24 protein-coding genes and 2 pseudogenes are annotated in these 24,199 nt (G+C 60.1%); 15 read left to right on the top strand and 11 right to left on the bottom strand.

Annotation, left to right across the window (positions count from 1 at the left end):
* Positions 1-125: 125 nt before the first annotated feature.
* Positions 126-905 carry a Crp/Fnr family transcriptional regulator gene (locus IVB19_RS17590; RefSeq protein WP_247821625.1) on the top strand — a complete coding sequence of 260 codons (780 nt, stop codon included), beginning with the start codon at positions 126-128 and terminating at the stop codon, positions 903-905.
* Between the two features lie 666 nt (positions 906-1,571).
* Here the strand turns inward: IVB19_RS17590 and IVB19_RS17585 are convergent.
* The gene (locus IVB19_RS17585; protein ID WP_247821624.1) at positions 1,572-1,874 is read right to left on the bottom strand and encodes a hypothetical protein; all 303 of its coding nucleotides are present in this window, start codon (positions 1,872-1,874) and stop codon (positions 1,572-1,574) included.
* A gap of 268 nt (positions 1,875-2,142) precedes the next feature.
* Between IVB19_RS17585 and IVB19_RS17580 the strand changes: the two genes are divergently transcribed.
* Complete coding sequence (locus tag IVB19_RS17580) at positions 2,143-2,568, top strand: cupin domain-containing protein (protein WP_247821623.1); 426 nt, start codon at positions 2,143-2,145, stop codon at positions 2,566-2,568.
* Here IVB19_RS17580 and IVB19_RS40695 read toward each other — a convergent pair.
* From IVB19_RS40695 to IVB19_RS40685, 3 genes are all read right to left on the bottom strand, one after another.
* Positions 2,541-2,807, bottom strand: a complete 267-nt coding sequence (locus tag IVB19_RS40695; RefSeq protein ID WP_524536759.1) for an NYN domain-containing protein — start codon at positions 2,805-2,807, stop codon at positions 2,541-2,543. The two genes, IVB19_RS17580 and IVB19_RS40695, sit on opposite strands and share 28 nt — an antisense overlap.
* 18 nt (positions 2,808-2,825) lie before the next feature.
* The gene (locus tag IVB19_RS40690; protein WP_524536758.1) at positions 2,826-3,005 is read right to left on the bottom strand and encodes a hypothetical protein; all 180 of its coding nucleotides are present in this window, start codon (positions 3,003-3,005) and stop codon (positions 2,826-2,828) included.
* 116 nt (positions 3,006-3,121) lie between these two features.
* Positions 3,122-3,334, bottom strand: a complete 213-nt coding sequence (locus IVB19_RS40685; protein WP_524536757.1) for a DUF6894 family protein — start codon at positions 3,332-3,334, stop codon at positions 3,122-3,124.
* A gap of 108 nt (positions 3,335-3,442) precedes the next feature.
* On the opposite strand from IVB19_RS40685, the gene IVB19_RS17570 reads away from it, so the two are divergent.
* The 3 genes from IVB19_RS17570 (at position 3,443) to IVB19_RS17560 (ending at position 8,182) form a co-directional block, all read left to right on the top strand.
* Positions 3,443-4,414: an AraC-like ligand-binding domain-containing protein gene (locus IVB19_RS17570; protein ID WP_247821622.1), complete on the top strand. Its 972-nt coding sequence runs from the start codon at positions 3,443-3,445 to the stop codon at positions 4,412-4,414.
* A gap of 170 nt (positions 4,415-4,584) precedes the next feature.
* Positions 4,585-5,910, top strand: a complete 1,326-nt coding sequence (locus IVB19_RS17565; protein WP_247821621.1) for an adenylate/guanylate cyclase domain-containing protein — start codon at positions 4,585-4,587, stop codon at positions 5,908-5,910.
* 148 nt (positions 5,911-6,058) lie between these two features.
* Positions 6,059-8,182, top strand: coding sequence for a hybrid sensor histidine kinase/response regulator (locus IVB19_RS17560; RefSeq protein WP_247821620.1), 2,124 nt, complete (start codon positions 6,059-6,061; stop codon positions 8,180-8,182).
* A 231-nt stretch (positions 8,183-8,413) separates the two neighbouring features.
* Here the strand turns inward: IVB19_RS17560 and IVB19_RS17555 are convergent, their stop codons facing one another.
* Both IVB19_RS17555 and IVB19_RS17550 read right to left on the bottom strand, forming a co-directional pair.
* Positions 8,414-8,923, bottom strand: coding sequence for a lipocalin-like domain-containing protein (locus IVB19_RS17555; protein WP_247821619.1), 510 nt, complete (start codon positions 8,921-8,923; stop codon positions 8,414-8,416).
* Between the two features lie 678 nt (positions 8,924-9,601).
* Complete coding sequence (locus tag IVB19_RS17550) at positions 9,602-10,921, bottom strand: IS110 family RNA-guided transposase (protein WP_247821618.1); 1,320 nt, start codon at positions 10,919-10,921, stop codon at positions 9,602-9,604.
* A gap of 80 nt (positions 10,922-11,001) precedes the next feature.
* Between IVB19_RS17550 and IVB19_RS17545 the strand changes: the two genes are divergently transcribed.
* The 3 genes from IVB19_RS17545 (at position 11,002) to IVB19_RS17535 (ending at position 13,714) form a co-directional block, all read left to right on the top strand.
* A complete protein-coding gene (locus IVB19_RS17545; protein ID WP_247821617.1) occupies positions 11,002-11,571 on the top strand; it encodes an NADPH-dependent FMN reductase in 570 nt (189 codons plus the stop codon).
* 93 nt (positions 11,572-11,664) lie between these two features.
* On the top strand, positions 11,665-12,600 hold the full coding sequence (locus IVB19_RS17540; protein ID WP_247821616.1) for a DUF5996 family protein: 936 nt from the start codon (positions 11,665-11,667) through the stop codon (positions 12,598-12,600).
* Positions 12,601-13,075: 475 nt separating this feature from the next.
* Complete coding sequence (locus IVB19_RS17535; RefSeq protein ID WP_247821615.1) at positions 13,076-13,714, top strand: hypothetical protein; 639 nt, start codon at positions 13,076-13,078, stop codon at positions 13,712-13,714.
* A gap of 21 nt (positions 13,715-13,735) precedes the next feature.
* On the opposite strand, the gene IVB19_RS17530 is transcribed toward IVB19_RS17535, so the two are convergent.
* The gene (locus IVB19_RS17530; RefSeq protein WP_247821614.1) at positions 13,736-14,089 is read right to left on the bottom strand and encodes a nuclear transport factor 2-like protein; all 354 of its coding nucleotides are present in this window, start codon (positions 14,087-14,089) and stop codon (positions 13,736-13,738) included.
* Between the two features lie 242 nt (positions 14,090-14,331).
* On the opposite strand from IVB19_RS17530, the pseudogene IVB19_RS17525 reads away from it, so the two are divergent.
* Positions 14,332-14,581 (top strand): annotated as a pseudogene (locus IVB19_RS17525) (hypothetical protein).
* A 42-nt stretch (positions 14,582-14,623) separates the two neighbouring features.
* Here the strand turns inward: IVB19_RS17525 and IVB19_RS17520 are convergent.
* Positions 14,624-15,088: a hypothetical protein gene (locus tag IVB19_RS17520; RefSeq protein WP_247821613.1), complete on the bottom strand. Its 465-nt coding sequence runs from the start codon at positions 15,086-15,088 to the stop codon at positions 14,624-14,626.
* 489 nt (positions 15,089-15,577) lie between these two features.
* Here IVB19_RS17520 and ligD point away from each other — a divergent pair, with 489 nt between their 5' ends.
* The 4 genes from ligD to IVB19_RS17500 are packed head-to-tail and all read left to right on the top strand — an operon-like array spanning position 15,578 to position 18,514.
* Entirely contained in the window at positions 15,578-17,395 is a 1,818-nt protein-coding gene (gene ligD, locus IVB19_RS17515) for a DNA ligase D (protein ID WP_247821612.1), read from the top strand.
* 29 nt (positions 17,396-17,424) lie between these two features.
* The gene (locus IVB19_RS17510) at positions 17,425-17,898 is read left to right on the top strand and encodes a hypothetical protein (RefSeq protein WP_247821611.1); all 474 of its coding nucleotides are present in this window, start codon (positions 17,425-17,427) and stop codon (positions 17,896-17,898) included.
* A 5-nt stretch (positions 17,899-17,903) separates the two neighbouring features.
* Positions 17,904-18,308, top strand: coding sequence for a type II toxin-antitoxin system VapC family toxin (locus IVB19_RS17505; protein WP_247821610.1), 405 nt, complete (start codon positions 17,904-17,906; stop codon positions 18,306-18,308).
* Entirely contained in the window at positions 18,305-18,514 is a 210-nt protein-coding gene (locus tag IVB19_RS17500; protein ID WP_247821609.1) for a hypothetical protein, read from the top strand. The genes IVB19_RS17505 and IVB19_RS17500 overlap by 4 nt, the downstream gene beginning before the upstream one ends.
* A gap of 290 nt (positions 18,515-18,804) precedes the next feature.
* On the opposite strand, the gene IVB19_RS40680 is transcribed toward IVB19_RS17500, so the two are convergent.
* The 3 genes from IVB19_RS40680 to IVB19_RS17490 form a co-directional block, all read right to left on the bottom strand.
* Positions 18,805-18,900, bottom strand: coding sequence for a DUF2934 domain-containing protein (locus IVB19_RS40680; protein WP_456649726.1), 96 nt, complete (start codon positions 18,898-18,900; stop codon positions 18,805-18,807).
* A gap of 104 nt (positions 18,901-19,004) precedes the next feature.
* Positions 19,005-19,466: a hypothetical protein gene (locus tag IVB19_RS17495; RefSeq protein ID WP_247821608.1), complete on the bottom strand. Its 462-nt coding sequence runs from the start codon at positions 19,464-19,466 to the stop codon at positions 19,005-19,007.
* Positions 19,467-19,475: 9 nt separating this feature from the next.
* Positions 19,476-20,354, bottom strand: a complete 879-nt coding sequence (locus IVB19_RS17490; RefSeq protein WP_247821607.1) for a hypothetical protein — start codon at positions 20,352-20,354, stop codon at positions 19,476-19,478.
* A gap of 61 nt (positions 20,355-20,415) precedes the next feature.
* Between IVB19_RS17490 and istA the strand changes: the two are divergent.
* Both istA and istB read left to right on the top strand, forming a co-directional pair.
* A pseudogene (istA, locus tag IVB19_RS17485) lies at positions 20,416-21,906 on the top strand (IS21 family transposase); the annotation flags it as partial.
* 8 nt (positions 21,907-21,914) lie between these two features.
* Positions 21,915-22,778, top strand: a complete 864-nt coding sequence (gene istB / locus IVB19_RS17480; RefSeq protein WP_166107168.1) for an IS21-like element helper ATPase IstB — start codon at positions 21,915-21,917, stop codon at positions 22,776-22,778.
* Positions 22,779-24,199 lie beyond the last annotated feature (1,421 nt).

Raw genomic sequence — 24,199 nt, 5'->3', positions numbered from 1 at the left:
GAAAAAAGAGCTGGAACCCTTGGCACCTGTCAAGGCCTGGTATGCATCACCCGCCGAACCTTGTGCGTAGGCGTCGGCGGCTGAGAGAGGTCTCGCTCCCGCCTGCACAAGCAAGGGAGCGGATTATGCCGCATCACAAGCTTATAGCGCGCCTACGGGTGGTCGGCGGTCTATCTGAACAAGATCAGCTTAGGCTCACGCGCATTCCATATAGGGTGAAGTCCCTGGCCGATGGGGAATACGTGGTTCGCGAAGGAGACAAGCCCAGCAGCTGCATTGTTGTGATCGACGGCTTTCTAGCTCGGCAAAGAGTGGTGAATGATCGAAATCAGATCTCGTCATTCTATCTGGCTGGGGACATGCCCGACTTGCCTAACCTGCATTTGCCGATCGCGGATTGTGATCTTTGCAGCGTGGGCAATTCGACGATAGCCGCTGTGCCCCATTCATCTCTCAGAGAGATGATGACCGAATCTCTCGGACTTGCACACGCTTTTTGGCGCGAAACGCTGATACAGGCTGCCATCTATCGCGAATGGGTTGAGAATCTCGGAGCGCGCCAAGCCTTAGGTCGGCTCGCGCATCTACTTTGCGAGCTTACCACTCGCATGGAATTCGTTGGGCTGGCGGACAACGGCAGCTTCCGAATTCCGCTCACGCAGCAAGATGTTGCTGATGCATGTGGGCTTTCAATAGTGCACGTGAACAGGACGATCCAGGAACTCAGGGGTTTGGGCCTCATTGAATGGGAAAACCACATCGTGACTCTGCTCCGCGCACAGGAACTGCAAGCTGCCGCCGAGTTCAGCCCTGAATATCTTCATGAGCTGAAACCCAAGCGGAGGAATCAGTCAGCAGAGCTCGCGCGGCGGGCGCCAGAGCATGATCGGCTAGCCCTGCGGTGAATGCCGCGCGATCGAAGAAACCCCGGAGAAAACCCCGGAGTTGCGCAACGGCGCACCCTAAGGCTTTGCTGAGTAGCGGATAATCAGCCGGCATCCGGCATGTTTCTTACTCTGCAGGTTCGATTCCTGCCGGGATCGCCGGAAAAATCCCGAGATATCAAAGACCTTTAACCGTCCCCGACATAAAAAACTACACGGTTTAACTAGAACGTTTGCGGGGAATTGGCGGCCTTTGCGGGCCGGTGCGGGGGCAAATCCCCGAAGAAAATCCCCGAGCGATTTCGCTGTGCAAACTCTAAGAATCGGACCCCGCTGACGATTGTTCGTGTAGTCCCGTGGAGTTTGGGTATGCGATCCTCGCCTCGATCGTGCCGGATCTCGAAACCGTGCCAAGGCCTTCTCTCCGGCCAGTACGTCTATCCGGTCCGGATCGTGTGCTTCAACCCGACCGAGATGGTCGCGCGACGCCACCTCCGACGTCGCAAACACGCTGACCCAGCGCGCGGTCGACAGTGATGATGACGTCTCAGCCGCCGTGCAGGGCTTCATCCGCGCCAACGCGACCAGGCGCTTTGATGTACCGCTCGCGCTAGCGTTGCAAGGAGCGCGTGATGTTCCGGGAGGGCAAGCCGGAAGGCCTCGCCTCGCAAAGCGAGCGCGACTACTTCATCCGCTGCACACGATTTGCGGAAGATGCTGGACATGCGCGACCTCGGCGATGTGCTCGACCATCTGCACGGGCAGGAGATCGAGGAGGAGCCCGCGTCGCACTGATGGAGGACCGGACGTTTGCATGCGCCCGCTGTGACGGCCCCCGCTGGCTTGCGAGAACCATCCCGAACGCCCCTGGGAGGGACCAAACGCCTGCGGCTGCGGGGTCGCCGGAGAGCCCTGCCCGGCCTGCAACGACGCCCCGCCGCACGAGAAGCCGCTGCTGCCGAAACGTTTCGACAGCAGCATCACCAGCATGCGGTCATGCGCCCCCTCGTGAGGAGCCCGGCGGGAAGGCCGCGGCGCAAGCTGTGAAGCTAGCTAGGACGTCATAAACGTCGGCTTACCCAACCCCAAGCGGAAGTCTCCCATCTTAGCCGTGATCGGCGGCTTGTGGACCCTTCTCGGACGTGATCTCCCTCATTAGACATCCCCAAGGCCCGGTCATAAGCTCCTGCCGATAGTTCGGTTCGGATGAGCTGCAGCCGTCCCGCGATGTTGTCTCTAGCCAACGGAAGGTGCGACCATGGCTGAACTCATCAAGGTAGGCGCAATGCAATTGCGAATTTTGCGCACGAAGTATGACACCAGCGGGGCACTTGATATGTTTGAGGTGATGCTCCCGCCAAACTCTCGTGTGCCGGTCCCGCACCATCACCGTGACTGGGAGGAAACGATCTACGGTCTTGAGGGCGTCATCACTTGGACGGTCGCTGGCAAACGGATCGAGATCAAGCCAGGAGACGATCTCTTCATCCCGCGAGGCGTTGTCCACGGTTTCGTCAACGAGACACAGGCGATTGCGAAAATGCTTTGCGTTCTCACACCGGGGGTTCTCGGGCCCGAATTCTTCCGCGAAATGGCGGCAGCCATCGGCGGCCCTGCGCCTCCTGATCCTGCTCGGATGGGCGAGATCATGAAACGTCACGGCTTGATACCTGCGCCACCTTGAGGGGGTGCATTCGCGCTCTGCTTGCGGGCCGCGTTATTTCTGAATGTCGGCTGTTGGGCCTGGCGCTGAACCGCTTTGATCAGCGGACGCAAATCGCCATTTCCCGAAAATAGGATCGTCTGGTCCACATGCGCCGCCAATCGCGTAGCGTCGACCGCCATCTCGATCCCCATGCTGCGCCTGATTTTGCGGCGCCCCCTTGCGTCGACAGATTCTTTGACTGGCTTCGACATGACCATGAAGCCGTTCTAGTTCAGCTAACCCAGCAGAGGCTGGATGCTCGAGTACTCTTGCCCCTCGATGATCACGGTATAGGGGGGGCCGCAATACGGTTGCGCGGCTTTGAAATTCGGCAAGAAGCTTTCGGTAGTCGTGTCGAAGCCAAGCGCTTTCGCCGTAAGGTGAAGGTTGGCGCCGTCAACGAACAGCGCAGCCATTGCAGAGGTATCTTTCATTGCTGGCCTGTCATGGCGGGCGATAAGCGGCAGTTAAAAGCCTGGGTCGGCCTTTTTGGCCCGCTGTAAAGAGGGCTCGCTCAGGTCGAGTGCCCTTTCTAGCTCGGAACAACGACCGACAGACGGGCGATCTCATTGCCAACTTCGTCGACGGCACAGACGTCGCAGCCGCGGTATTGGTTCCCATCCTGGGCAAGTTCACCAGCGATAACTGAGGCATAGAGCCTCGCAGCCTCAGGACCTGGCAGGACAGTACCTGACCCGTCCTCTACCGTTATTCCGTTGCCCAAAACGTGGAAGAAGAACCGCATCCCGAGATTTCCAGTTACGAGACCCAGAAAACTAGCTCATAATGCCTTTTCCGGTATCGGCTACTTAGGAACAATTGTTCGGCTGGCTGGGCGTAAGGAGGTTGCCGCGTGGAAACCATCTTCTCGACCCGACGAATTCATCGCCGCGATAAGTTCGATCACTGGCATAGCGTCGCGTGCAAACAGATCGTAGATCACGACTCTCGACCGGAGGCGCGACTCAGCTTTGATGCTGAGGTCGAGTTGGGTAGGCTGTGCAAGTTAGAGCTCATTTTGTTTAGCAATTCCCCGATGCAGATCTCACATACAGCAGCGCATGCTTCTCGCACCAAGTCCGACCACGTGTTTGTGTGCCGTCAGTTGTCGGGCAGCGTTCTACTTGACCAAGAGTATCGCGAGATCACGCTGGCCGCCGGCAGTGTGGTGCTCTTGGACCCTTTGCTGCCCTACAGCGGCAAGTTCTTGCAAGACTCCAAGATGCTTGTCGTCAAGGTTCCACGTCGCCAATTGGAAGCGCGTTTGGGCAAAATCCGGAACATGGTTACACGCCTGATACCGCCGGCGCGGGCGCAGGATCGCTTGACGTCAATGGTGATGGGGATGTTGCCTTCGCTTGCGAGCCAAATGAACTCGATCAGCGATCAGTTAGTCGGCAACCATGTGCTCGACCTGATCGCCGTATCGCTGGCCAAGGCTGTAGAAGGTGCCCGTCCTCGCGTCGCCTGCTCGAGGGGACTTTTGCTCTTGAATATACGAGCAGTCATCGAGGCTAGGTTAAATGACCGTTGTCTAGATCCACAGACCGTAGCCGATAGTGTCGGCGTCAGCGTGCGCTATGCGAATCAGATTCTTGAGGAACATAATACATCACTCGCGCGCTTGATCCTGGCGCGGCGGCTTGCGCGGTGTCGGTGTGCTCTCGAAGATCCCGCCCAAGCAAACCGGACTATCAGCGAAATAGCCTACGGCTGGGGATTCTCAGACCTGACCCATTTTGGGCGGCGCTTCAAGCAGGCTTACCAGATCCTGCCGCGTGAGGCTCGAGCGCTTGCGAAGCGACCGGGAATGTTCGGCGCTTGAGAACACAGACTAGGCAATATTAGGCTCGTTGCAAGGAGACGGATCACCAGATCCTGTTCTGTGTTCGACACGGTTCGAACAACTAGTGGACACTCGGAACGCATTAGGTCGGCTTGATTCGGTTCTTCACTCAGATAACAATAGGCAGCGCACTCTTAGGTACACGTCTGATGACCGAGTTCGTCCTGCCGGAAACACGCTACGCGATTAGCGGCGACGTCAATATTGCCTATCAGGTGATGGGCGACGGACCCGTCGATATCATCGTGGTTCCAGGTATTATTTCGCACGTCGAGTTCCTGCACGAATTGCGGGGGTACAGCGCGTTCATGCGCCGCCTTTCGACCTTCACCCGGGTTGTTGCCTTCGATAAGAGAGGCCAAGGGCTTTCAGATAGAGTGGCTGGAGCCCCCTCGCTCGAACAACGGATGGATGACGTTCGCGCCATCATGGATAGCATCGGATCAGCCCAAACCGCACTGCTCGGGGTTTCCGAGGGATGCGCGATGAGTGTGATGTTTGCGGCCACCTATCCCGAGCGCGTATCGAAACTCATCCTCTTTGGCGGCTATCGGCGGCGACGCGACTTGCCTGGAGACGTCGAGCAAGGGGCAATGCAACTCATTAAGTCATGGGGTGCGGGCACGATGATCAACAGGATTGCCCCAAGCCTTGCGACAGATCCCGCCGCCGTGGCTCAATTCGCGAAGTATGAAAGACTTTCGGCGAGTCCCGGCGCCATTGGGCAGTTTGCACTGCTCAATGCATCGATCGACGTGAGTTCGCTGCTTGATAGCGTCCGCGCTCCAACACTGGTCCTGCACCGGCGCGGGGACGTGCAGGTGCCCGTCGAACATGGCCGCGACTTAGCCGCTGGGATTCCGGGGGCGCGCTTCATCGAGTATCCCGGAGACGACCACTCCCCCTATTTCGGCTTCAGCGATCGCGAAGAGCTGCTTGGCGATATCGAAGAGTTTATGACCGGGCATCGCGACAGCGCCCCCGAAGACATAGATCGCGTTCTTGCCACTGTCCTGTTCACGGATATCGTCGATTCAACGCGTCGTGCTGCCGAGACCGGCGACCGGGTGTGGCGCAAATTGCTCGACAGCCACGATGAGTTGGCATCGCTGATCGTCGAGAAGCATCGTGGCATTTTGATCAAGTCAACCGGGGACGGCATTCTAGCCACTTTCGATGGGCCGGCCCGCGGCGTCCGTTGCGCTCTCGCGCTCGGAGCAGCTGCAAAACAGATTGGCTTGCCGATTCGCGCCGGTCTTCACACCGGCGAAATCGAGCTCAGGGGGCGCGACATCGGTGGTGTCGCTGTGCATACGGCTTCGCGCGTCATGACTCAGTCGCAGCCAGACGAAGTTCTGGTGTCACGGGTCGTCACCGATCTCGTCGCAGGTGCAGGCCTGACGTTCGCCGGGCGCGGATCCCATGAACTTAAGGGACTTCCGGGCCGGTGGGATCTATTCGCCGCGAGCATCTAAACGGATGTCTGAGTTTGGCCCGGAGCGGACTTAAGGACACCAAGCCAATCCACCTGCAGGAAGGTGCTTTTTGATGCTGATTGCTTGGGCTAATCTATCGTACTTCAGCGCAACGGCGGCCTGTTCCCCGGCGCACGGGAGAGGCTCAGTGGGCAAGGACCTTCAGCCAGGACCATCAGCTTGGCCCGCGAGCGGCGGCGAGATGGGCGCGCGCGTTCGCGCGTTCGATTGGGAGAAGACTCCGCTTGGGCCGATTTCCAATTGGCCCCAGAGCCTCAAGACCACCATCGACCTCATGATGGCATCGCAACTCGCGATGAATCTGATCTGGGGTCCCGAGCGCATCCTAATCTACAATGAGGTCCATCGGGCGTTCATGGGGACGATGCATCCTCGTGCCTTCGGCCGACCGGGGCGCGAAGTCTGGGGCGAGGTATGGGAGGCGGCCGAGGCGATCCACCACCGTGTTTTCGCGGGCGAGACCGTTACGCTGGAAGACCATTCCTGGACGCTCCAGCGCAACGGCGGTCCTGAGGAAGCGTTTTTCACGTCGTATTTTACGCCCATCCGCGATGAGACGGGCGCGGTCGTCGCCAATCTCGCCACTGCTTTCGAAACCACCAACGCCGTAAAGGAAAAGGCGGAGCGGGACCGGGCCGAATGGGCCTTGCGCGAGAGCGAAGCGCGGCTAAAGGCTGCGGTCGACTTGGTAAAATTGGGCCGCTATTCCTGGAACCCTCAAACTAATGAGCTGGACTGGGACGAAAAGTGCCGCGCGATGTGGGGCCTTCCGGCGGACGCGACTGTGGACTACGACACCTGGCGCACAGCGGTGCATCCGGACGACTTGGGAGCTGTCGAGGCTGCTATTCAACGGTGTACTGACTCACAGGGCGACGGTGTTTACGACGTCGAATATCGGGTGCTCGGCAACGACGGCAGAGAGCGTTGGATCGCGACGCGTGGCCAAACGCATTTCGAGAATGACAAGCCCGTTTGGTTTTATGGCGTCGTGATCGATGTCACCGATCGAAAACGTATTGAGAAAACGCTCGAGCGCCGCGTCGTAGCACGAACTCGGGAGCTGGAAGAGACCAATAACGCGCTGCGCTCGCAGATCGCACAACGGGAGATGGCCGAAGCCGCCGTTCAGCAATTGCAGCGACTTGATGCAATCGGGCAGATCACGTCCGGCGTAGCGCACGACTTTAACAACCTGCTCAGTGTTGTTCTTACAAACACACGTCTGTTGTCCCACAATCTGCGTGAGCCCGGCGATCAGGAAGGTCTCGAACTGATCCGCCACGCTGCCGAGCGAGGCGCAAACCTGACCAAGCAGCTCCTCGCTTTCTCGCGCAAGCAGCGCCTCGAGGCTCAGGTTGTCGACGTTAACAGCAAGATCGCAGGAATGACCGATCTGCTTGGTGTTGCGCTTGGCGGGACCGTACAGCTCCGAATGGAAATGGCAGTAGACCTTTGGCCCGCCCTGGTCGATCCGACCCAGATTGAATTGATCATCCTGAACTTGGCCCTAAATGCCAAAGACGCCATGCAGTCGGGCGGCATTTTGACTCTTGAAACATTCAATGCAGTTATCGATGGCCAGCCTAACGGCGCGGGAGGACCCGCTCCAGGGGAGTATGTTGGTCTGGCCGTCAATGATACCGGCGCCGGTATCCCGGACGATGTGCTCCCCCGTGTTTTCGAACCCTTCTTCACCACTAAGCAACCGGGAAAGCATTCGGGTCTAGGGTTGGCGCAAGTGCTTGGTTTTGCCAAGCAATCGGGCGGGGGCGTGAAGATCGTTTCGCACGTCCGCGAGGGCACCTCTGTAAAGGTCTTCTTGCCTCGGGGCGAACTGGCCCTGGTCGATGCCGATCGGGGATCAAACGATATAAGGAAGAGTTCCCGGGCCAAGGCGGCGGTGATTATCCTGGTTGTGGATGATGAACAGGCAGTCCTTAGGACTACCATCAGATTACTGGACGCCTTCGGGTATATGACGGTTGCAGCCACGAGCGGAAGTGAAGCGCTTCAGCTAATAACAAGCGGGCTGAGGGTTGATCTCGTTCTTGCGGATTTCGCCATGCCGGAAATGACCGGCCTAGATCTCGCAAAAACCATACATACCGAGCACTCTAGCTTACCGGTGATCCTGGTCACTGGCTATAGCAATCGTGAGCTTCTGCACGATCTCGTCGAAGCGCGAATCCTTCAAAAGCCTTATACTGACCAAGCGTTACTGGAAGCGATAACGACGGCATTGAATTGACGCCGGCCTATTTCCGTTGTTGGCCCATTCCCGAACTAGCGTTGCACCTCGTTCAGGTCCGCTTAGTGAGGCATGGCGGACTAGATTTCCTCAGGTTGAGTTCTTCGCATGTTGACCCCATGCGGACATCGTGTGCGGACCCACTCACTGGATCACATTGGGATAACGAGGCTTGCCGGTCGCGGGGTCGAGTTATGAAACCGGCGGCTCGGCGACGGATCGACCAAAAGATCACTCGGTTGCGCTTGTCGCGCGTTTCAGTGTCACCACAGCCGTACCCCCACCGGATGCCGGCGTAGGATTCTTATACGTGAGCTCATCGCCGTTGATCGCGATGAAACGCTTCTGATTCGAATTGTCCCACGCGGGAAAGCTACCGCCGATAATATGTAAGGTCATTGAATGTTCAGATTCATTGACCTTGTAGTCGCCAAACATCGCGATTAGCCCCTCCAGAGCGGCTTTGCTTTCCCCGGCACTCGGAAAGTCGCGGCGGGCAAATTTTGGTCGTCTCGGACGCAGGAGATTGATTGAGAAGTGATCTGCTGCATCGAACATGAAATATCCTTTCGGATCGGAACCAAATACTTCGGTCGTTTTCCCGGTCCTTTCCTTGACGTTTACGAATGAAACGACGCTCCAAGTGCCTACAAGCTGCTGTTTTAGTGGCTCTCCGGCTCCCGCGGATAGCGTAGCGCACGTAAGAGCTGCGGCTATGGGAATGGACAGTAGTGCTTTCATGGTGCTCCCTCCGGTCTTCGGGAACCTTCCCTCTGTGACGGGGTTTGGGCTGGCCGCCCAGCTTAGTCAGAGCGTCGAAACCACTATACGGCGCACTCGGCGGTCAGTGGCGCAAATTCATCGCACAATACCGCACCGACGGCCAGTACGGGATTGAGCATCGGTACAAACGGTGCGGCCCATGATCACGTCCGCGATCCTGCGGAAGCCGTCGAGCTAAAACGTCGGGGCCTATGCTAAGAAACAGCGGTCGTTTGAGCGTTCGGCATACTGTGCGTTACTTGTGATCCGCGAGAAAGCCAGCAACGAAGGTCCGGTTCTGGCCCGTTGCCGACCTCCGCCAACACAGCCGCTAGTCTGCCTTCAGGAAATAAGCCGTCCCCAGCTCAAGTCGGGCGGAAGTCAGGCTGTGACCCGAATGTATGGTCCGGCCGCGCGTTGCAAGAGGTTTCGTCAACCTGGCAGATGCGGTCTTGCATCAATGTATCCGGCCTCTGATTGGAGCGTGTTGTGCTCCGGGCCATCAGTCATGGATATCAGCGCGCATTCGAGCTAATTAGCGGACAGGCCTCGAACGGGCCATTCGGGTCACCAGTGTTCGCATGCCCCGGGAAGACCGATCCTCCATCGTTGTCTCATCCTCTCGCAGACCTCGGCGGGTAAGGGATGTCGGTTACGTTATCGATCGCACCTCACTTCGCACTGTTCCTTTGTTCGTGCCTGGCGGCCGTTCCTTCGTCCCGGCCTGCGCGCGCCGACGCGCCGCGCGCAAGGGCCGTCAAGGCCGGCCGTCGTGCTGTCCTGACGTCTTGCTCTACCGCGGCCAGGCCGCGCCTTGACGGCTCCGAGCACGGTGCGAGGATCAGGCAGCTCGGGACGCCGTCTCCTCCGTGTTGACGCACTCGAAGGGAGAACCGCCCAGGCGATGCGGGCGAGCTTGTTGGCGAGCGCAATCGCCAGCACGTTGTGGCCAGCACGTTGTGGTGCAATCGTTTCTTGGCGGCTTCGATCCAAGATTTGAGGCCATAGCGCTCCCAACCCTTGACCTTGACCAGCACAACCCACGCGGCCTGCACAAACAGCGCGCGCAGGTAGCGATTGCCGCCTTGATATCTTGCCGAGGATCGTGCGGTCGCCGGTCGATATCTGCTTCGCCACCAGTCCAAGCCAGGCGCCGAAGTCGCGGCCTTTCGAGAACACGTCTGCAGTGCCGATCGCAGCCACCATCGCGCTCGAGATGATCGGGCCAATGCCAGGCACCGTCATCAGTCGCTCGCAGGCTTTGTCTTGACGAGCCAATGCTTCGATCTCGCTGGAGAGGTCCTCGATACGCTCATCCAGCCGGCGCCAGTCGCCCGCCAGATCCTCGATGATGCGCAACATGCGAGGCGAGAGCACATCGGTGCGCGTCACGAGGATACCCGGCAACTCGGACCGCACGGAGCGCAGGCCTTGCCGCAGCGCGATGCCCCGCTCCAGCAGGAACGCACGGATCTGATGGATGACGCCGGTGCGCTGACCGACTAATCGTTCGCGCACGCGGTGCAGCGCCTGCAGGTCGAGCTGGTCGGCGGTCTTGGTTGCGACGAACTTCATGGTCGGGCGTTGGACCGCCTCGGCGATGGCTTCCGCATCTCGGAAGTCATTCTTCTGTCCCTTCGAATAGGGGCGCACGTATTTCGCCGGCATCAAGCGGGCGTCGTGGCCAAGCATTTGCAGCTTGCGACTGAGGTGATGCGCGCCGACGCAGGCCTCCATGCCGATCAAACACGGCGGCAGGTTGGCGAGCCGCGTTTCCACCTGGCCGCGCGACCACTTCTGCCGCAGCCCGATGCCGCGCTGATTCTGACCAATGATGTGGAACGAGTTCTTGCCGATATCGATGCCGATGACGGCGGGCGAAGTGTCGAGTTTCTGAGACATGGCGTGCTCCTTGTCTTGGCGCCCCTTGCCAGCTTGTCCTGCTGGCAGGGCCGGAGCACGGCCGGACCATTCCATTAGCCGACGTCCGGCCGACGCCTTGGAACGAAAACTAAGGAGCAATGTTTACGGGCTCTAAAGAGCAGGAGGCAGCTGCAATGTCTTCTCGTCGTGAAAGCGCCGTGATCGTGGGCAGCCTTCGGAAGGGTTCGATCAATCGCATGGTTGCTGCAGCGCTTATCGAATTGGCGCCGGAGGACATAAAGCTCGGTATCGTCGAGATCGGGCAATTGCAGCTTTACAACCAAGATATCGATGATCGTCCGCCGCAGGAGTGGACCGACTTCCGCGAACGGATAAGGGGCGTCAGTGCTGTCCTTTTCGTAACGCCAGAATACAATCGCTCCATACCCGCCGCCCTGAAAAACGCTCTGGACGTCGGCTCTCGGCCTTACGGGAAGAGCGTCTGGAACGAAAAGCCCGGGGCGATCGTGAGTGCTTCGCCCAGCGCGATCGGAGGCTTCGGTGCTAACCATCATTTGCGCCAGACGTTCGTGTTCCTTAATATTCCCTGCATGCAGCAGCCAGAAGTGTATCTCAGTCACGCTGACAAGCTATTCGATCAGCAAGGGAAGCTGACCAACTCCGATACCCGCCGCTTTCTTCAAAATTTTATGCAAGCCTATGCGTCGTGGGTCACTGCCACCGCAAACAATCCGAATATCTGACTGTGAAGCGTTTGAGCCGAACCAAGCGGCAGTGCAGGATGGAAAGCCCGCTGGAGAGCAAACAATCACAATCCCTCAATCAGGAGAACCATCGTGAGCTCAGGCTGGCCCGACATCCCTTATGAGTCGTGGCGCGAGACTTGCTCCGCGCTGCACCTCTACACGCAGATAGTGGGCAAGTATCGGCTCGCACGGACGCCCTGGGTCAACCACTCCTGGCACGCGACCTTCTACGTCGACGCGCGGGGTCTAACGACGTCACTCATCCCCGACGGCCCCGGTGGCGTGCAGATCACCTTCGACCTTCTCGGCCATACGGTAACCGGTGCTGCCACGGACGGGCGTCGAGCGGAGTTTGCTCTCGGACGTATGTCGGTGGCCAGTTTCCACACGCGGTTCGTCGATCTGCTCCGATCGCTCGACGCCGCCCCCGATGACTTCGGCAAACCGAATGAGGTGCCCAATCCCATCCCGTTCACGGAGGATCATGTGGAGCGGCCCTATGATGCCGAGGCGGTGGCTCGTTACTTCCAGGCGCTTGTAGCAGTCGATCGCGTGTTCAAGCGCTTCCGCACCAGCTTTCTTGGCAAGGACAGTCCGGTGCACCTTTTCTGGGGCAGCTTCGACCTAGCAGTGACTCGCTTCTCAGGTCGCGCCGCGCCGCGCCATCCCGGTGGCGTTCCGGCCTTGCCCGACTCGGTCACGCGCGAGGCATATAGCCATGAGGTCTCTTCGGCCGGTTTTTGGCCGGGCGGGAATGGCGTCGATTCTCCGGCATTCTACTCATACGCATATCCCAAACCCGAAGGGTTTGAGGCTGCGCAGCCGTCGCCGGCGGCGGCGTACTTCGACGAGAAGCTGGGCGAATTCTTGCTGCCCTACGATGCTGTCCGGCGCTCGTCCGATCCGGAAACAACGCTCATGGATTTCTTGGATAGCACCTATCGCGTTGCAGCCGACCTCGGCGGCTGGGATCGGGCTGCGCTCGAATGTTCCGTGGGCGTTCCCCGACATCCGCGTCAAGTCTGAGCGGAGAGCACCTCTGGATCCAAGTGGGAATCAGTCAGGTCTACTTTCGAGGATTGGAAACCAAATCGGCCACGAGACCTGTAATCGCTCCGTAAAGAATATGCACAGCGAGTCGCTCTATGCGGACCGCGTTTGGCGCATTGTGCTCGCCTTCCGTCATGCCGAGTACCGGCGCCATGCCAGCGAGGTCTGTTCCAGGGCTATCGTTCCACCCGGACGGATGTGAGTCCGCGTCTCGAGCGTGCGATCCAGCCAGTCCTCGGCATTCGGCTAATGTCTTGTGCAGCCATCCATTGCGAGCCTCCATAGCCACGTTGATCGCCGGCCCGCCTACGATCCCTCCTACAACGCTTCCATATTCGCTTCGCATAGTCTCTCCGCTCGTTCGTCCGCGTTTACTTGAACCAACGCGCGTGCGCGGAGTTCCTGTTGTCGAGTGGAGGACTCAAGGAATGATTTCTCAAGGAGGCTCCCCATGAACGAAGACAAGCAACAAGAGGCGCAATTCCTGACGACCGAGCACTTCGTTCTTCAGACGGCGCGTACCGGAACGATCCAAGAGGCGATTGGTCGGGCGAACCTGTTCATTGCTTCCGTTTCAAGCACTGCAGTCGCTCTTGGATTTGTCGCGCAGGTCACACAAATGGGGGAAGCTTTCCTCTTCTTCGCCCTCATCATTCTGCCATCCCTCTACTTTATCGGAATAGTCAGCTTCGTGCGTTCAGTTCAGGTGGCGATCGAAGATATGGTCCACGCACGCGGAATGGCTCGGATCCGACGCTACTTTGTCGAACGGTCGCCGGGAGCGCGATCATATTTGATGCACTCGCCTCATGACGATTACCGAGGCACGCTCGACAGCTTCGGTCTCAGGCTGACAGGCTTCCAATCTTTTATGACCACGGCTGGAATGGTGAACGTTATCAGCAGCGTCATTGCTGGCGTGTTCGTAGGCTTGGCGATCAAAGCTGCGATCGGTGTGCCGCCATGGGCGCTCACGCTAGGCGGTGTCATCAGCTTTATTGCGAGCGTTCTTATTTGTTGGCAATACGAAGTGCGGGCCTGGACGAGAGCCGAACAAAACCTTGTCGTACATTTCCGAAGTGAAAAGTAAGCCCGCGGTGTTCGTGTGGGCTTACTCTGTTTTACTTTGCACCGTATAGTGGATCGTCATCGCCTCAATGCGTCCATTGCGAATGAGATATGAATCAGCGCCGTCGTCGATACGCGCGCGCGAGCTTTCGGCTGACCATTCTAGAAAGGCGAGCTCGCCATCGATCATTTGTGTCCGATAGTGATACTCAGTTTTTCCAATCTGCTGGTCAAGCAGCGCGGCGGCTGCTTTGACACCTTCATGCCCTCGGAAGACGCCGTAGCTTGTCAATAGCGTACAAGCAGGCGAAAAGTTTCGCTCAATATCGGCAACGATATCACCTCGCTGTGCGCATTCCAGGTGATCCAAGAACACGTCCGTTGCTGTTCGGCTCATGAGACGCACCTCCCAATGGCGGCCCGGGGCGCCTCGCGCTGCCGGCTACTTCTGCGATTGCGCTGTTAACCGTCCTGATCTGGGAAGGTTCACACGTCGGAGCATCCCTAAGACGATTTGGGCTCTCTACGTTCTGCGCGGTTCCGAGGCACAGGTCGTGGAGCTACGCGCCTCGGTTTCCGCCGGCTACTCGCGCCGCCGGCTCGACGTCCCGCGCGATCGGAAGGATTGGTACCACTGAGATGGCCGAGGTCACCTATTACGTCGCATTGCCCTTCGTTGCCGCCGACGATGGCACCGCCGCCGGCGAGGCGACCCAGTGCTTCTCGGCCAATGCCGCCGTGATGCGTGCCGAGGCGCTGTCTCGCAAGCCCGGCATCCTTGGGCGCGGTCGCGTTCAGCCGTAGTGGAGATCCTGCGACAGGCGAGTTCGGAAACGCCACCGTCATTCGCAAGTTCGGCGAAGTCCCGGACGACCTGAGCGCGCTTTGAACGGCGGCACTGCGAAGATGTCAGCGTGAGCCTGTAGAGAAGCTATTTGCCGCTGAGCGATAAGCTGATGCGAGCGACGATCTTGTCCCAGTCGCGCTCTTCTTCGGCGGGATAGTTGATCAGGACGCAATGGACCAGCCGACCGGAGAAGTTACAGCGGTTGTACCAAACCTTGTCGCCCTTGTAGCTGGAAACCGCAAAGAACCGTGGTGTCACTCGCTTGTACTGAATGCGAGGAGGCGGATGCTTCTTTGCCAGAAAAGCAGCGGGAGAATCGTTCTCGACATTGGACGCGGCCTGGATCGTGAGGTCTGCGCGTCCGTCGGCGGTGCGGAACCGTTGACCGTAACCGTCGGGTCGGCCCGCTGCCTCGGTAAAGATAGAGGACGGGAAGTCAACGGAGGTGCCGCTTTCGGAGATGTTGTATCTGGTCCATCTAACGGGCTGGGCCGAGACCGCCAACGTGGCTGCGAGTGTCATCGCGAGAGCTGCCAACGTTGTTTTCATCACATTTTCCTCCGGCGATCACAGAGAAAAACCAGGCAAGGTCAACTACGTTCCAAGACACCAGTCGCTGGCCATTGAAGGCACGCGAGCTACTCGCCTTCCTCGACGGCATCCAGCCATCTTAGAACCTGGACAAGCATCTGCCGCCCTTAGAGAACGCGACGGCGACAGTTCCTCCGGCCTCTTCGGCCGCGTGGTGTTAGGCAGCGCGCAGCGGGGACGTTGGACGACGGAGCCAGCCGACCTCTTCCGCCTGGCACCTCGGACACCTGAACTGGATTTCGCGTTGCACGGAAGCGGACTTTGAGATGTTCGCCGCCATGGGCCATGCGCCGCATCGGGGACATTTCTCGAGTAGGGCCTCCGTTTCCATCATCGCACTCGCTCCTCCCCCTATACCACCGCTCGCCAACGCCCGGAGGCAAGCCACGTTCCGGGCGATCCGGAGCCGAGACGCGGAACGAATCACCGTGACGACGTTGAATCGCCATGTGTGCCGTGGCGTTGCGTCAGTCTCGTTCGGGAGTATCGCGTGTCCACGGCGCCGTCAAAGCTGCTATTCCTGGTTACATCGAGCCGTGTGATCCCACCTTGCGCGAGAAGCCGCCGCGCGGCGAAGACTGGGTCTACGAGATCAAGGCCGACGGCTACCGCGCGCAGCTGCACCTCCGAGATGGGGATGCCAAGGTCTATTCACGTGCCGGCCTGGACTGGACGGAACAATTCTCCTCGATCGCCGCAGCTGCCCACCAGCTCAAAGCAAACAGCGCGATCATCGACGGTGAGGCCGTTGTGTACGGCGGTGGCGGATTGCCGGACTTCCAGCAGCTGAGGCGCGAGCTCGGCTCCCAGCGCAGCGAGCGTGTGCGCTACCACGCCTTTGATCTCCTGTACCTCGATGGCTACGATTTGCGTGGCGTCGTGTATGAGGATCGCAAGCGCCTGCTGCAGCGGCTTCTGAAGGACGCACCGGAAGCCTTCATTTACGTCGAGGCGCTTGCGGCCGACGGCCACGTGATCTTCGACAAAGGGTGCAAACTGGGCCTCGAAGGTCTGGTCGCCAAGCGGCTGGGCCAGCCGTACCGCTCGGGTCGGCAGGAGAGCTGGATCAAGCTCAAGTGCAAGAAGAGCGAGACCTTCCCAATCGTCGCCTTCGTGGAGAAGCTTGGGGCGCGCCCGCGCAAGGTCGCCTCGCTCTACGTCGGCCGACGCCAGAACGGCAAGCTGCTCTACGCCGGCAAGGTGCGTACCGGTTACACGGAGACGACCGCACGCGAATTGCGCGAGCGGCTTGATCCGCTGATCCGCAAGACTTCTCCGCTCGATGCGGCGGTCAAAAAGCCGAAGGCGACTTGGGTGGAGCCGACCCTTGCAATCGAGGTGCAATACGGCGCGCTGACCGATGATGGCCTGCTGCGCGAAGCCGTGTTCAAGGGCTTTCGCGATGATCTTACGGTGCGCAAGGTCAAGGCGCCACGGCTGGTGCCGTCCGTCGCCGGCCAGCCGAAGCTGGGCGTCCCCCGAGCGAACATCCTGCAGCTTCTGCCCGAAGCCGTTGCTCCATCGAAAGAAGAACTCACAGAGTATTGGACGCGGGTCTGGAAGAAGGCGCTGCCGCACCTCGGCCATCGTCCGCTGAAGCTCGTTCGTCACGTGCACGGCACGACCTTCTATCACAAGGGACCGCTGCCGAAGGACATTCCGGCTGCGGTGCACCAGCTCGTTATCCAGAAGCGCGAGGGCGGCCAGGGAACGCGCCTGTGGGTCGACAGCCTGGATGGTTTCCTTGGCCTCGTCGAGATCGGCGCCGTCGAGCTGCACCCGTGGAATGCGACCGTCGAGGACTTCGAGCATGCCGATCGCATCGTGATCGACCTCGATCCCGGAGAGGGCGTCGACTGGGATGGCGTCGTGGAGACCGCGCTCGAACTGCGCACGCTGATGAAACGACAGGGTTTCGAGACCTGGCCCAAGCTCACCGGCGGCAAAGGTATTCATCTGATGGCGCCACTGGATCAGCCGGTGCTGCACGACAAGGCGAATCGGGTCGCGCATCAGTTGGTCTCCGCCCTCGCAGCGCGCCACCCAGACCGCTACCTCCTGTCTGCCCAGGCAAAGCGTCGCGGTCGCATCTTCCTCGATTATCTGCGCAATGGCCGGGGCACCACCGCGATCGGCACCTATTCCCCGCGAGCCCGAGAGGGATTTCCGATTGCAGCTCCCGTGACCTGGAAGCGTATCGAGAGCGGGATCGCGCCGGACGCCTTCACCATCGACAGTCCTTTCCGCGCCAAACCGAGGAGGTGAGCCAAATGTCGGATGCATTCGATCAATGGATGGAATGGCGCCACAAGCCTCCCGGCGACAGGCGCAGCATTCCCGCCGAGCTCTACGCCGCGGTGACGTCGCTGCCTGAAGCCGATCGCTCGGACCGGCAAAGGGTCAACGAGGTGGTACGCAGCCATGATGAAGCTCGCCGCGAGGGCAGAACCGTATGGCTCTACCTCGATGACTACGAGAACGGCGAGGCGCGCACGGCGAGGCATCCGGTGTGGGTCAAGGTATTTGCATCTGGCGGTGCCGCCGACGCCTGGCTCCAGGACAACGACCCCGAAGGCGTTGCATGGGAATACGAAGTGGAAGGCGGACCAGTCGAGGGATCGGTGTGGCTCTGCTTGTCCGATCCGGCGTCCAGAGCCATCGGTGAGCCCGATTGGATCAAGCTCTTTGTCTCGAAAGAGTGCGCGCAGAAATGGCTTGAGGACAACAAGCCAAAGCGCGACATTTGGCAGTACCCGGTTCAGGAGTGACGCGCATGAGTGCGTTCGTTGACACCTCCGTCTGGTTCGCTGCGGCCGCCAAGCGGGATGCTCAGAATGAGCGCGCCAAGTCGATCCTTCAGAGCATCGACCAACACCTCACGACGGACTTGGTGCTGGTCGAGACGTGCCAGCTTTTAAAAGCCCAATTTGGCCGCGGCGTGGCGAAAGTCTTCTGGGAGCGGCTGCGCGACAGCGGAGCTCGGAGCGAACCCATCGCCCGCGCCGATCTGGATGCAGCTTCGGAGAAAGGGGCCCGCTTCGCGGACGAGAGCTTTTCCTTCGTCGACCGGACGAGTTTTGCCCTGACGGAGCGCATGGGGATCAACCGAAAAGGGAACGAAGACTCAAGCCGGATTCTTGAGGAACCTGACTTTTTGGCGAAAGTTGTGGGCCCATGAAGCCGGCGAAAACATTCAAACAGCAAGCTCGTGTAGCCGAGAAGGCCGCTCAGGAGACGGCCGACGAATTCGTTTCTCGGCAGATGAAGGCCCTGGCCTCAGGATTTAGAGCGCAGGCCAAAGTTCTGAAGAAGAAAAAGAAGAAGGGCAAAAAGAAGAAGGGCTATGACGAAAGAGTCTCTTCAAAACTAAGCCGACCGGGCTGAAACCCTCGCGGCTCAAACGGCAGACGATGAGCTTCGCGAAGCCCTTCTCAAGGCCGCCCGGGAGTACCGAGAGCAGCTAAACAGCGCGGACACCCAGCGGGCCGACATGAGGAACAAGTCCAGCTCGGTCGGAATTGCCGCTCTGAGCTGTCGGCATCTCTGCCGCCACTGAAAGCCGGGTGGCGTCGACGCTGCTGCGGGACTTTCATCTTTGAGGAGATCAGCATTGAGCGACCGGACGGGCAATGAACCTGCACCCTTGGTCCTTATCGGCGTGGCAATCATCCCGATCATTGCGGTATTGGCGTGGTTCGCTTTTTAGGCTGAGCTCTGCCGTGCTCGCAGCCGCTTTCAACCCACAGCTGGTAGGCGCGTTCGCGAATGATTTGTTCCAGATTAGATATCGTGCTCCCTCTGATTGCGGAGCGGCATCCTGCCGGCAGACGGTTGACGAGATTTTAAGCCGGCGTATGGAACTCGCCACGCTCACTCATCCCAAATAGGACACGTCCTTGGCCCTCGACGCTAGTTCGCCTTCAACCTTGTCGATCTCGGCCTGGTTGCGCTCGATGAAGGCTGCGAGCTCATCGCGAGACATCTCGGAAAGTGCCTTCTGTTGTGACGACGTATCCTTGCGGCTGGGCGCGATGTGCCCTGCCCGGTCCAGGACCTTGATCGAGAGGTCTGCTCGGACGCGAGCACTGACGCTCGCATCCTGCAACAACGATTTGGCCACTCGATAGGCGAGTGGAGCGCCGACCACAGCGAGATCGAGCTGGATCGATTCTGATATCGCGGCCGCAACCGCTGGGAGTCGCATGGTCTTATATACCGACTTGGGGTGATAGCCCGCGAGCTCGGCGGCCTCCTCCGGGCGTTTCCCCTCATTGACGATGAGGCGAACCAATGTCCGCTGCTGTTCGCTGAGGTCATAAGCTGCAATCGACGGCATCTAAGCCCCTTAGTTTTCGCGCGATGCGTTGGCCGCCGCAATGAGACGGCGCAAGTCGATGTTGTACTGTGGCACGTTTGGATTCTTTACGGGCCGCTCCAGGAGGTACGCCGCAACGTTCGGCTCGAACCAAGCCATGTGGATGATCTCATCCGCATTCTGCTTATTCGACGGCAGCATCTCGAGGAGCAACTTGAACCGCTTGATGAGGCCGCCGCCGGCGAGATCGCCCTTAAAGTGGCGAACGGCCAACTGAGCCCAGCCGGGAATGTTGAGCTTTTCGGCCGTGTCGCTGCCAACGGTAGCTCGCTTCTCGGCCTCCTTGAAGTACGACAGGATCTTGTGCGCTTGACGGAGGTTGTTCATCTCCTCTGGCGAAAAGGTCTTCGCCAGCAGCGCTTCGTTGTCTTTGAACTCCCGCGCCAGCCGAGCAAACTGGACCTCGAGCGTTTCCCCTACCTGACGGGTGCCCTGGACCTTGTCCGCGAGAACCTCGGACACGGCCGCCTTCCAGCCGCGCACCGCTTGTGGATCGCTCTTGATGAGCGCGTTGATGTCGTCCAGCTTGGCTCCAGCGTCGTATTTGCCGCCGAGGAGCTTCTGCGCAACGTCGCGCGGATCCTCGCGCAACAGGGTGCCGACCGCCGACCGATCGATCTCAGCTTCGGTAGCCTTGCGGGCGGTACGGGCGGCGTCGAGGTCTGCCCTCGCTTGCACGGACATCTGTTCTCCACGACGCGCGGCGGCGGCGATGTCATCGAACTCGACCCGAACCGCGGGGAATTGCGCCAACACGTCAGCGTTGTTTCGCGCCCATGCGTTCGCGCGGATCGAGTTTGTGTTTCGGCATGGAATAAGGACCCCGTTTTCGGGGTGATCGGCATCCAATCGGGACCCCGGGATAAGGGTCCACAGTGGCTTCCATCGAGTCATGGAAGCCGAGGTTGGGATGCTGGTGGTGGAGACGATTGGTAAGATCCGTCGCGCCTACTTTGTTGATGGTCGTCCGATCAAGGCGATCTGCCGAGAACTTGGCGTATCGCGGAAGGTGGTTCGCAAGGTCATTCGTTCTCAAGCGACGGAGTTCCGGTATGAGCGCGAGACGCAGCCGCTCCCGAAGATCGGTGCCTGGAGTGCCGAGCTTGACCGGTTGCTGGCAGGGAATGAGAGCAAGGCAGTACGGGAACGGCTGACGCTGATCCGGCTATTCGAAGAGCTTCGCGGCCTGGGTTATGCCGGCGGCTATGATGCGGTTCGTCGATACGCACGGCGGTGGAGCAAGGAACGCGGGCAATCGACCGCAGCCGCTTATGTCCCGCTGAGCTTTGCACCAGGCGAAGCGTACCAGTTCGACTGGAGCCACGAGGTCGTCCTGCTGAGCGGCACCACGGTGATGGTGAAGGCTGCTCATGTCCGGCTCTGTCACAGCCGCATGCTGTTCGTGCGGGCCTATCCGAGGGAGACGCAGGAGATGGTGTTCGACGCCCACGACCGGGCGTTCGCCCTGTTCAAAGGCACCTGCACCCGCGGCATCTACGACAACATGAAGACCGCCGTAGAGACGATCTTCGTCGGTAAAGGCCGTCTCTACAATCGCCGCTTCCTGCAGATGTGCAGCCACTATCTGGTCGATCCGGTCGCCTGTACGCCAGCGTCGGGCTGGGAGAAGGGGCAGGTCGAGAACCAGGTCGGGCTGGTCCGGGAACGCTTCTTCACGCCGCGGCTGCGGTTCAAAAACCTCGACGAGTTAAACGCCTGGCTGCTCGACAAGTGCATCGCCTACGCCAAGGCTCATCGCCATCCGGAGCTGGCCGATCAGACGATCTGGGACGTGTTCGAAGCCGAACGCCCCAAACTCGTTCCCTATGCCGGCCGCTTCGACGGCTTCCATGCGGTGACGGCATCGGTCTCGAAGACCTGCCTGGTGCGCTTCGACAACAACAAGTACTCGGTCGCAGCCAGCGCAGTCGGACGACCGGTCGAGGTCCAGGCCTATGCCGATCGCATCGTGATCCGTCAGGATGGACGTATCGTTGCCGAGCACCCGCGATCCTTTGGCCGCGGCGATACCGTCTACGACCCCTGGCATTATGTGCCGGTGCTCGCCCGCAAACCCGGCGCCTTGCGCAACGGTGCTCCCTTCAAAGACTGGGTGCTGCCGGCCGCGATCGAGCGGATCCGGCGCAAGTTGGCCAGCACCGACGATGGCAATCGGCAGATGGTCGACATCCTCAACGCGGTGCTGACTGACGGTCTGTCTGCGGTGGAAGCGGCCTGTGCCGAAGCGCTCAGTCACAGCGTCCATTCCGCCGATGTCGTTCTCAATATCCTGGCCCGTCAACGTGAACCCGCCCCACCGGCAAACATCATGACGCCGGCCGCACTGACGCTCCGTCATGCACCGATCGCCGATTGTGCTCGCTACGACAACCTCCGGAGGACCATCTGATGGAACGAACCCAAATCTTCGATCTTATGGGCGAACTCAAGCTCTACGGCATGAAGGCCGCCTTCGACGAGATCATGGCAACTGCCGTCAAGCGCCAGCACGAACCTCAGCGCATTGTCGGAGACCTGCTCAACGCCGAGATCAACGAGAAGCAAGCCAGGTCGATCAAATACCAGCTCACCATTGCCAAGCTGCCGCTCGCCAAGGACATCGCCGACTTCCAGTTCGACGGCACGCCGATCAATCAAACTCTCGTCAATGATCTCGCTGGCGGCGGCTTCATCGCCCAACAACGCAACGTCGTGCTGGTTGGCGGCACCGGTACAGGCAAAACACACCTCGCCATTGCCATCGCCAGAAGTTGCATCCGCGATGGCGCCAGAGGACGCTTCTACAACGTCGTCGACCTCGTCAACCGGCTCGAGACCGAGACCCGCAACGGTCGGCAGGGACGGCTCGCCGAGCATCTGACCCGCATGGACTTCATCGTTCTCGACGAGCTGGGCTATCTGCCGTTCGCGCAATCCGGCGGTCAGCTCCTGTTCCATCTCATCAGCCGGCTGTACGAGCGCACCTCCATCATTGTCACCACCAATCTTGCGTTCGGCGAATGGCCGAGCGTGTTCGGCGATGCCAAAATGACCACCGCGCTACTCGACCGATTGACCCATCACTGCGACATCGTCGAAACCGGCAACGACAGCTGGCGATTCAAAAGCCGCGACGATGTTCAAACAACCCGCGCTCGCGCCGTCTCCGCAACCCCGACCAGCTCCGACGACCCGAGCGCTACCAGCAGAGCACGCCGATCAAAGGGGTCCCTTTTGGATGCCGATAGGGGGTCCCAGTCGAACGCCGATTGACACGAGTTGACTGTCCCGTCGGCATTGAGGGCCGACTTGGCGAAGTCAGAGCGCAGATAATCGCGAAGCGCGGCGTGGGCGTCCGGCGCGGCCGGTGAACCCTCGAGCGTGCGGGTCAGACTGGCCGCTTTCTCCGGACTCGCCAAGAAGCGATCCGCCGTAGCGCTCGGGGGCGTAGCGCCGCGATTGAGTTCGCCATCGGGGCTCTGACCGCCACGATCGAGCTCGCGGGTGAATCGCGCCGTCTCGTCGTTTCGCTCGGGGCGGAAACGGTTTGCGAACTGGCCGTAATTGGCGTTGGCCTCGGAGTAGCCGGGCGCGTCCTCAATCGTGCGATTCACGGCACGGCGGAGCGCCGCCAGATGGTCCGCCAGGTCGTAGTTGCCGGAGACTTGCGCTCGGTCCTGGGCCGGGCCAATGAACTTGCGGAGGTCCGCCAGATCGCCACCGTTGGCCGTGCCGGGGCCGCCGACATTGACCATCTGCCCGCTTTCCGGTGGATGCTCGACCATCTGCGGCCGCAAAGCGTCCAGACGCCGCATGAAGTCCGCCGGCAGAGTGCCCGGGGCCAAATCATTTGCCCGCGCGCGGATCCGGTCGATCGCGCCAAAGATGTCGTCCGCCGGAAGCTCATCCGCGCGTCCGGGAGCGCTGTCGAACAGCCGGTTCTTCTCGGCGCGCGCCGGGATGTAGGTCCGATCCACAAGGGCCTCGTCCAGGCGACGGGAGGCGTTCGCCTTAACTTCACTGTTGGGTAGCGCGCCGAAGGGCTCTCCTTGGTCGGCACGAATGCGATCAACAGCCCGGTTAGCATCCTCCCTTTGCAGGATCTCGCTTTCCGCTGCGCCCATTCGCTGTTCACGCGCCTGCGCGGCGCGGCGCATGACGGCGCCAAGGTCCGCCTCCGGATCTCGCATCGCTTCGACGCGCTCGGCGGCGGCCGTCTTCGCATTCTGGTCGCGCTTGATGAAGTCCGGCGCTGACTTGAGGCGCGCGCCCTGCTCCGCTGCAATGAGACCAGGATCGCGCGAGAGCAATCCTGTGGTGGGCATGGCCGAGCTTTGCAACGGCGAGGCGCCTTCCTCTGTCGGCCGCGACAAAGCTGCCGCATGCTCACTGATATCCTGCGCCAGCGCGCGCGGCGCTCCGGATGCAGAGCCTTGGATCTTGGCGGCAGCGCGATCGACATCGGCTGTGCTGTACGGCGCCTTGGTGTTAGGATTGAGCGGGATCGGCGCTGATGCGGAGCCGAATGATTTGGCGGCGATGTTCTTGATTAACCCGGCGACCCCTTCCGCAGTCCCTTGGAGGCTGTTCGCACCGACGGCTCCGACGACGGGCGCAAGCGCGTTGGCAATCGCCTTTGGCCATGTATCCCCCACGACAGCGTGCTCGGGGACGTAGTTGTCCGCCGCGTTCAC

The sequence above is a fragment of the Bradyrhizobium sp. 187 genome (assembly GCF_023101005.1).
GTDB lineage: Bacteria > Pseudomonadota > Alphaproteobacteria > Rhizobiales > Xanthobacteraceae > Bradyrhizobium > Bradyrhizobium canariense_D.
The sequence above is the reverse complement of the archived record's forward strand: the minus strand, read 5'-3'. Positions and strand labels throughout refer to the sequence as shown.

Coding starts and splice junctions, on each gene's coding strand:
- IVB19_RS40685 (WP_524536757.1), bottom strand. CDS start 3,334: ATGCGGTTCTTCTTCCACGTTTTGGGCAACGGAATAACGGTAGAGGAC.
- IVB19_RS40690 (WP_524536758.1), bottom strand. CDS start 3,005: ATGGCTGCGCTGTTCGTTGACGGCGCCAACCTTCACCTTACGGCGAAA.
- IVB19_RS17535 (WP_247821615.1), top strand. CDS start 13,076: ATGAACGAAGACAAGCAACAAGAGGCGCAATTCCTGACGACCGAGCAC.
- IVB19_RS17500 (WP_247821609.1), top strand. CDS start 18,305: ATGAAGCCGGCGAAAACATTCAAACAGCAAGCTCGTGTAGCCGAGAAG.
- IVB19_RS17530 (WP_247821614.1), bottom strand. CDS start 14,089: ATGAGCCGAACAGCAACGGACGTGTTCTTGGATCACCTGGAATGCGCA.
- ligD (WP_247821612.1), top strand. CDS start 15,578: ATGTGTGCCGTGGCGTTGCGTCAGTCTCGTTCGGGAGTATCGCGTGTC.
- IVB19_RS40695 (WP_524536759.1), bottom strand. CDS start 2,807: ATGGTCATGTCGAAGCCAGTCAAAGAATCTGTCGACGCAAGGGGGCGC.
- IVB19_RS17565 (WP_247821621.1), top strand. CDS start 4,585: ATGACCGAGTTCGTCCTGCCGGAAACACGCTACGCGATTAGCGGCGAC.
- istB (WP_166107168.1), top strand. CDS start 21,915: ATGGAACGAACCCAAATCTTCGATCTTATGGGCGAACTCAAGCTCTAC.
- IVB19_RS17580 (WP_247821623.1), top strand. CDS start 2,143: ATGGCTGAACTCATCAAGGTAGGCGCAATGCAATTGCGAATTTTGCGC.
- IVB19_RS17545 (WP_247821617.1), top strand. CDS start 11,002: ATGTCTTCTCGTCGTGAAAGCGCCGTGATCGTGGGCAGCCTTCGGAAG.
- IVB19_RS17510 (WP_247821611.1), top strand. CDS start 17,425: ATGGAATGGCGCCACAAGCCTCCCGGCGACAGGCGCAGCATTCCCGCC.
- IVB19_RS17505 (WP_247821610.1), top strand. CDS start 17,904: ATGAGTGCGTTCGTTGACACCTCCGTCTGGTTCGCTGCGGCCGCCAAG.
- IVB19_RS17585 (WP_247821624.1), bottom strand. CDS start 1,874: ATGCTGGTGATGCTGCTGTCGAAACGTTTCGGCAGCAGCGGCTTCTCG.
- IVB19_RS17495 (WP_247821608.1), bottom strand. CDS start 19,466: ATGCCGTCGATTGCAGCTTATGACCTCAGCGAACAGCAGCGGACATTG.
- IVB19_RS17550 (WP_247821618.1), bottom strand. CDS start 10,921: ATGGAATGGTCCGGCCGTGCTCCGGCCCTGCCAGCAGGACAAGCTGGC.
- IVB19_RS17555 (WP_247821619.1), bottom strand. CDS start 8,923: ATGAAAGCACTACTGTCCATTCCCATAGCCGCAGCTCTTACGTGCGCT.
- IVB19_RS17520 (WP_247821613.1), bottom strand. CDS start 15,088: ATGAAAACAACGTTGGCAGCTCTCGCGATGACACTCGCAGCCACGTTG.
- IVB19_RS17590 (WP_247821625.1), top strand. CDS start 126: ATGCCGCATCACAAGCTTATAGCGCGCCTACGGGTGGTCGGCGGTCTA.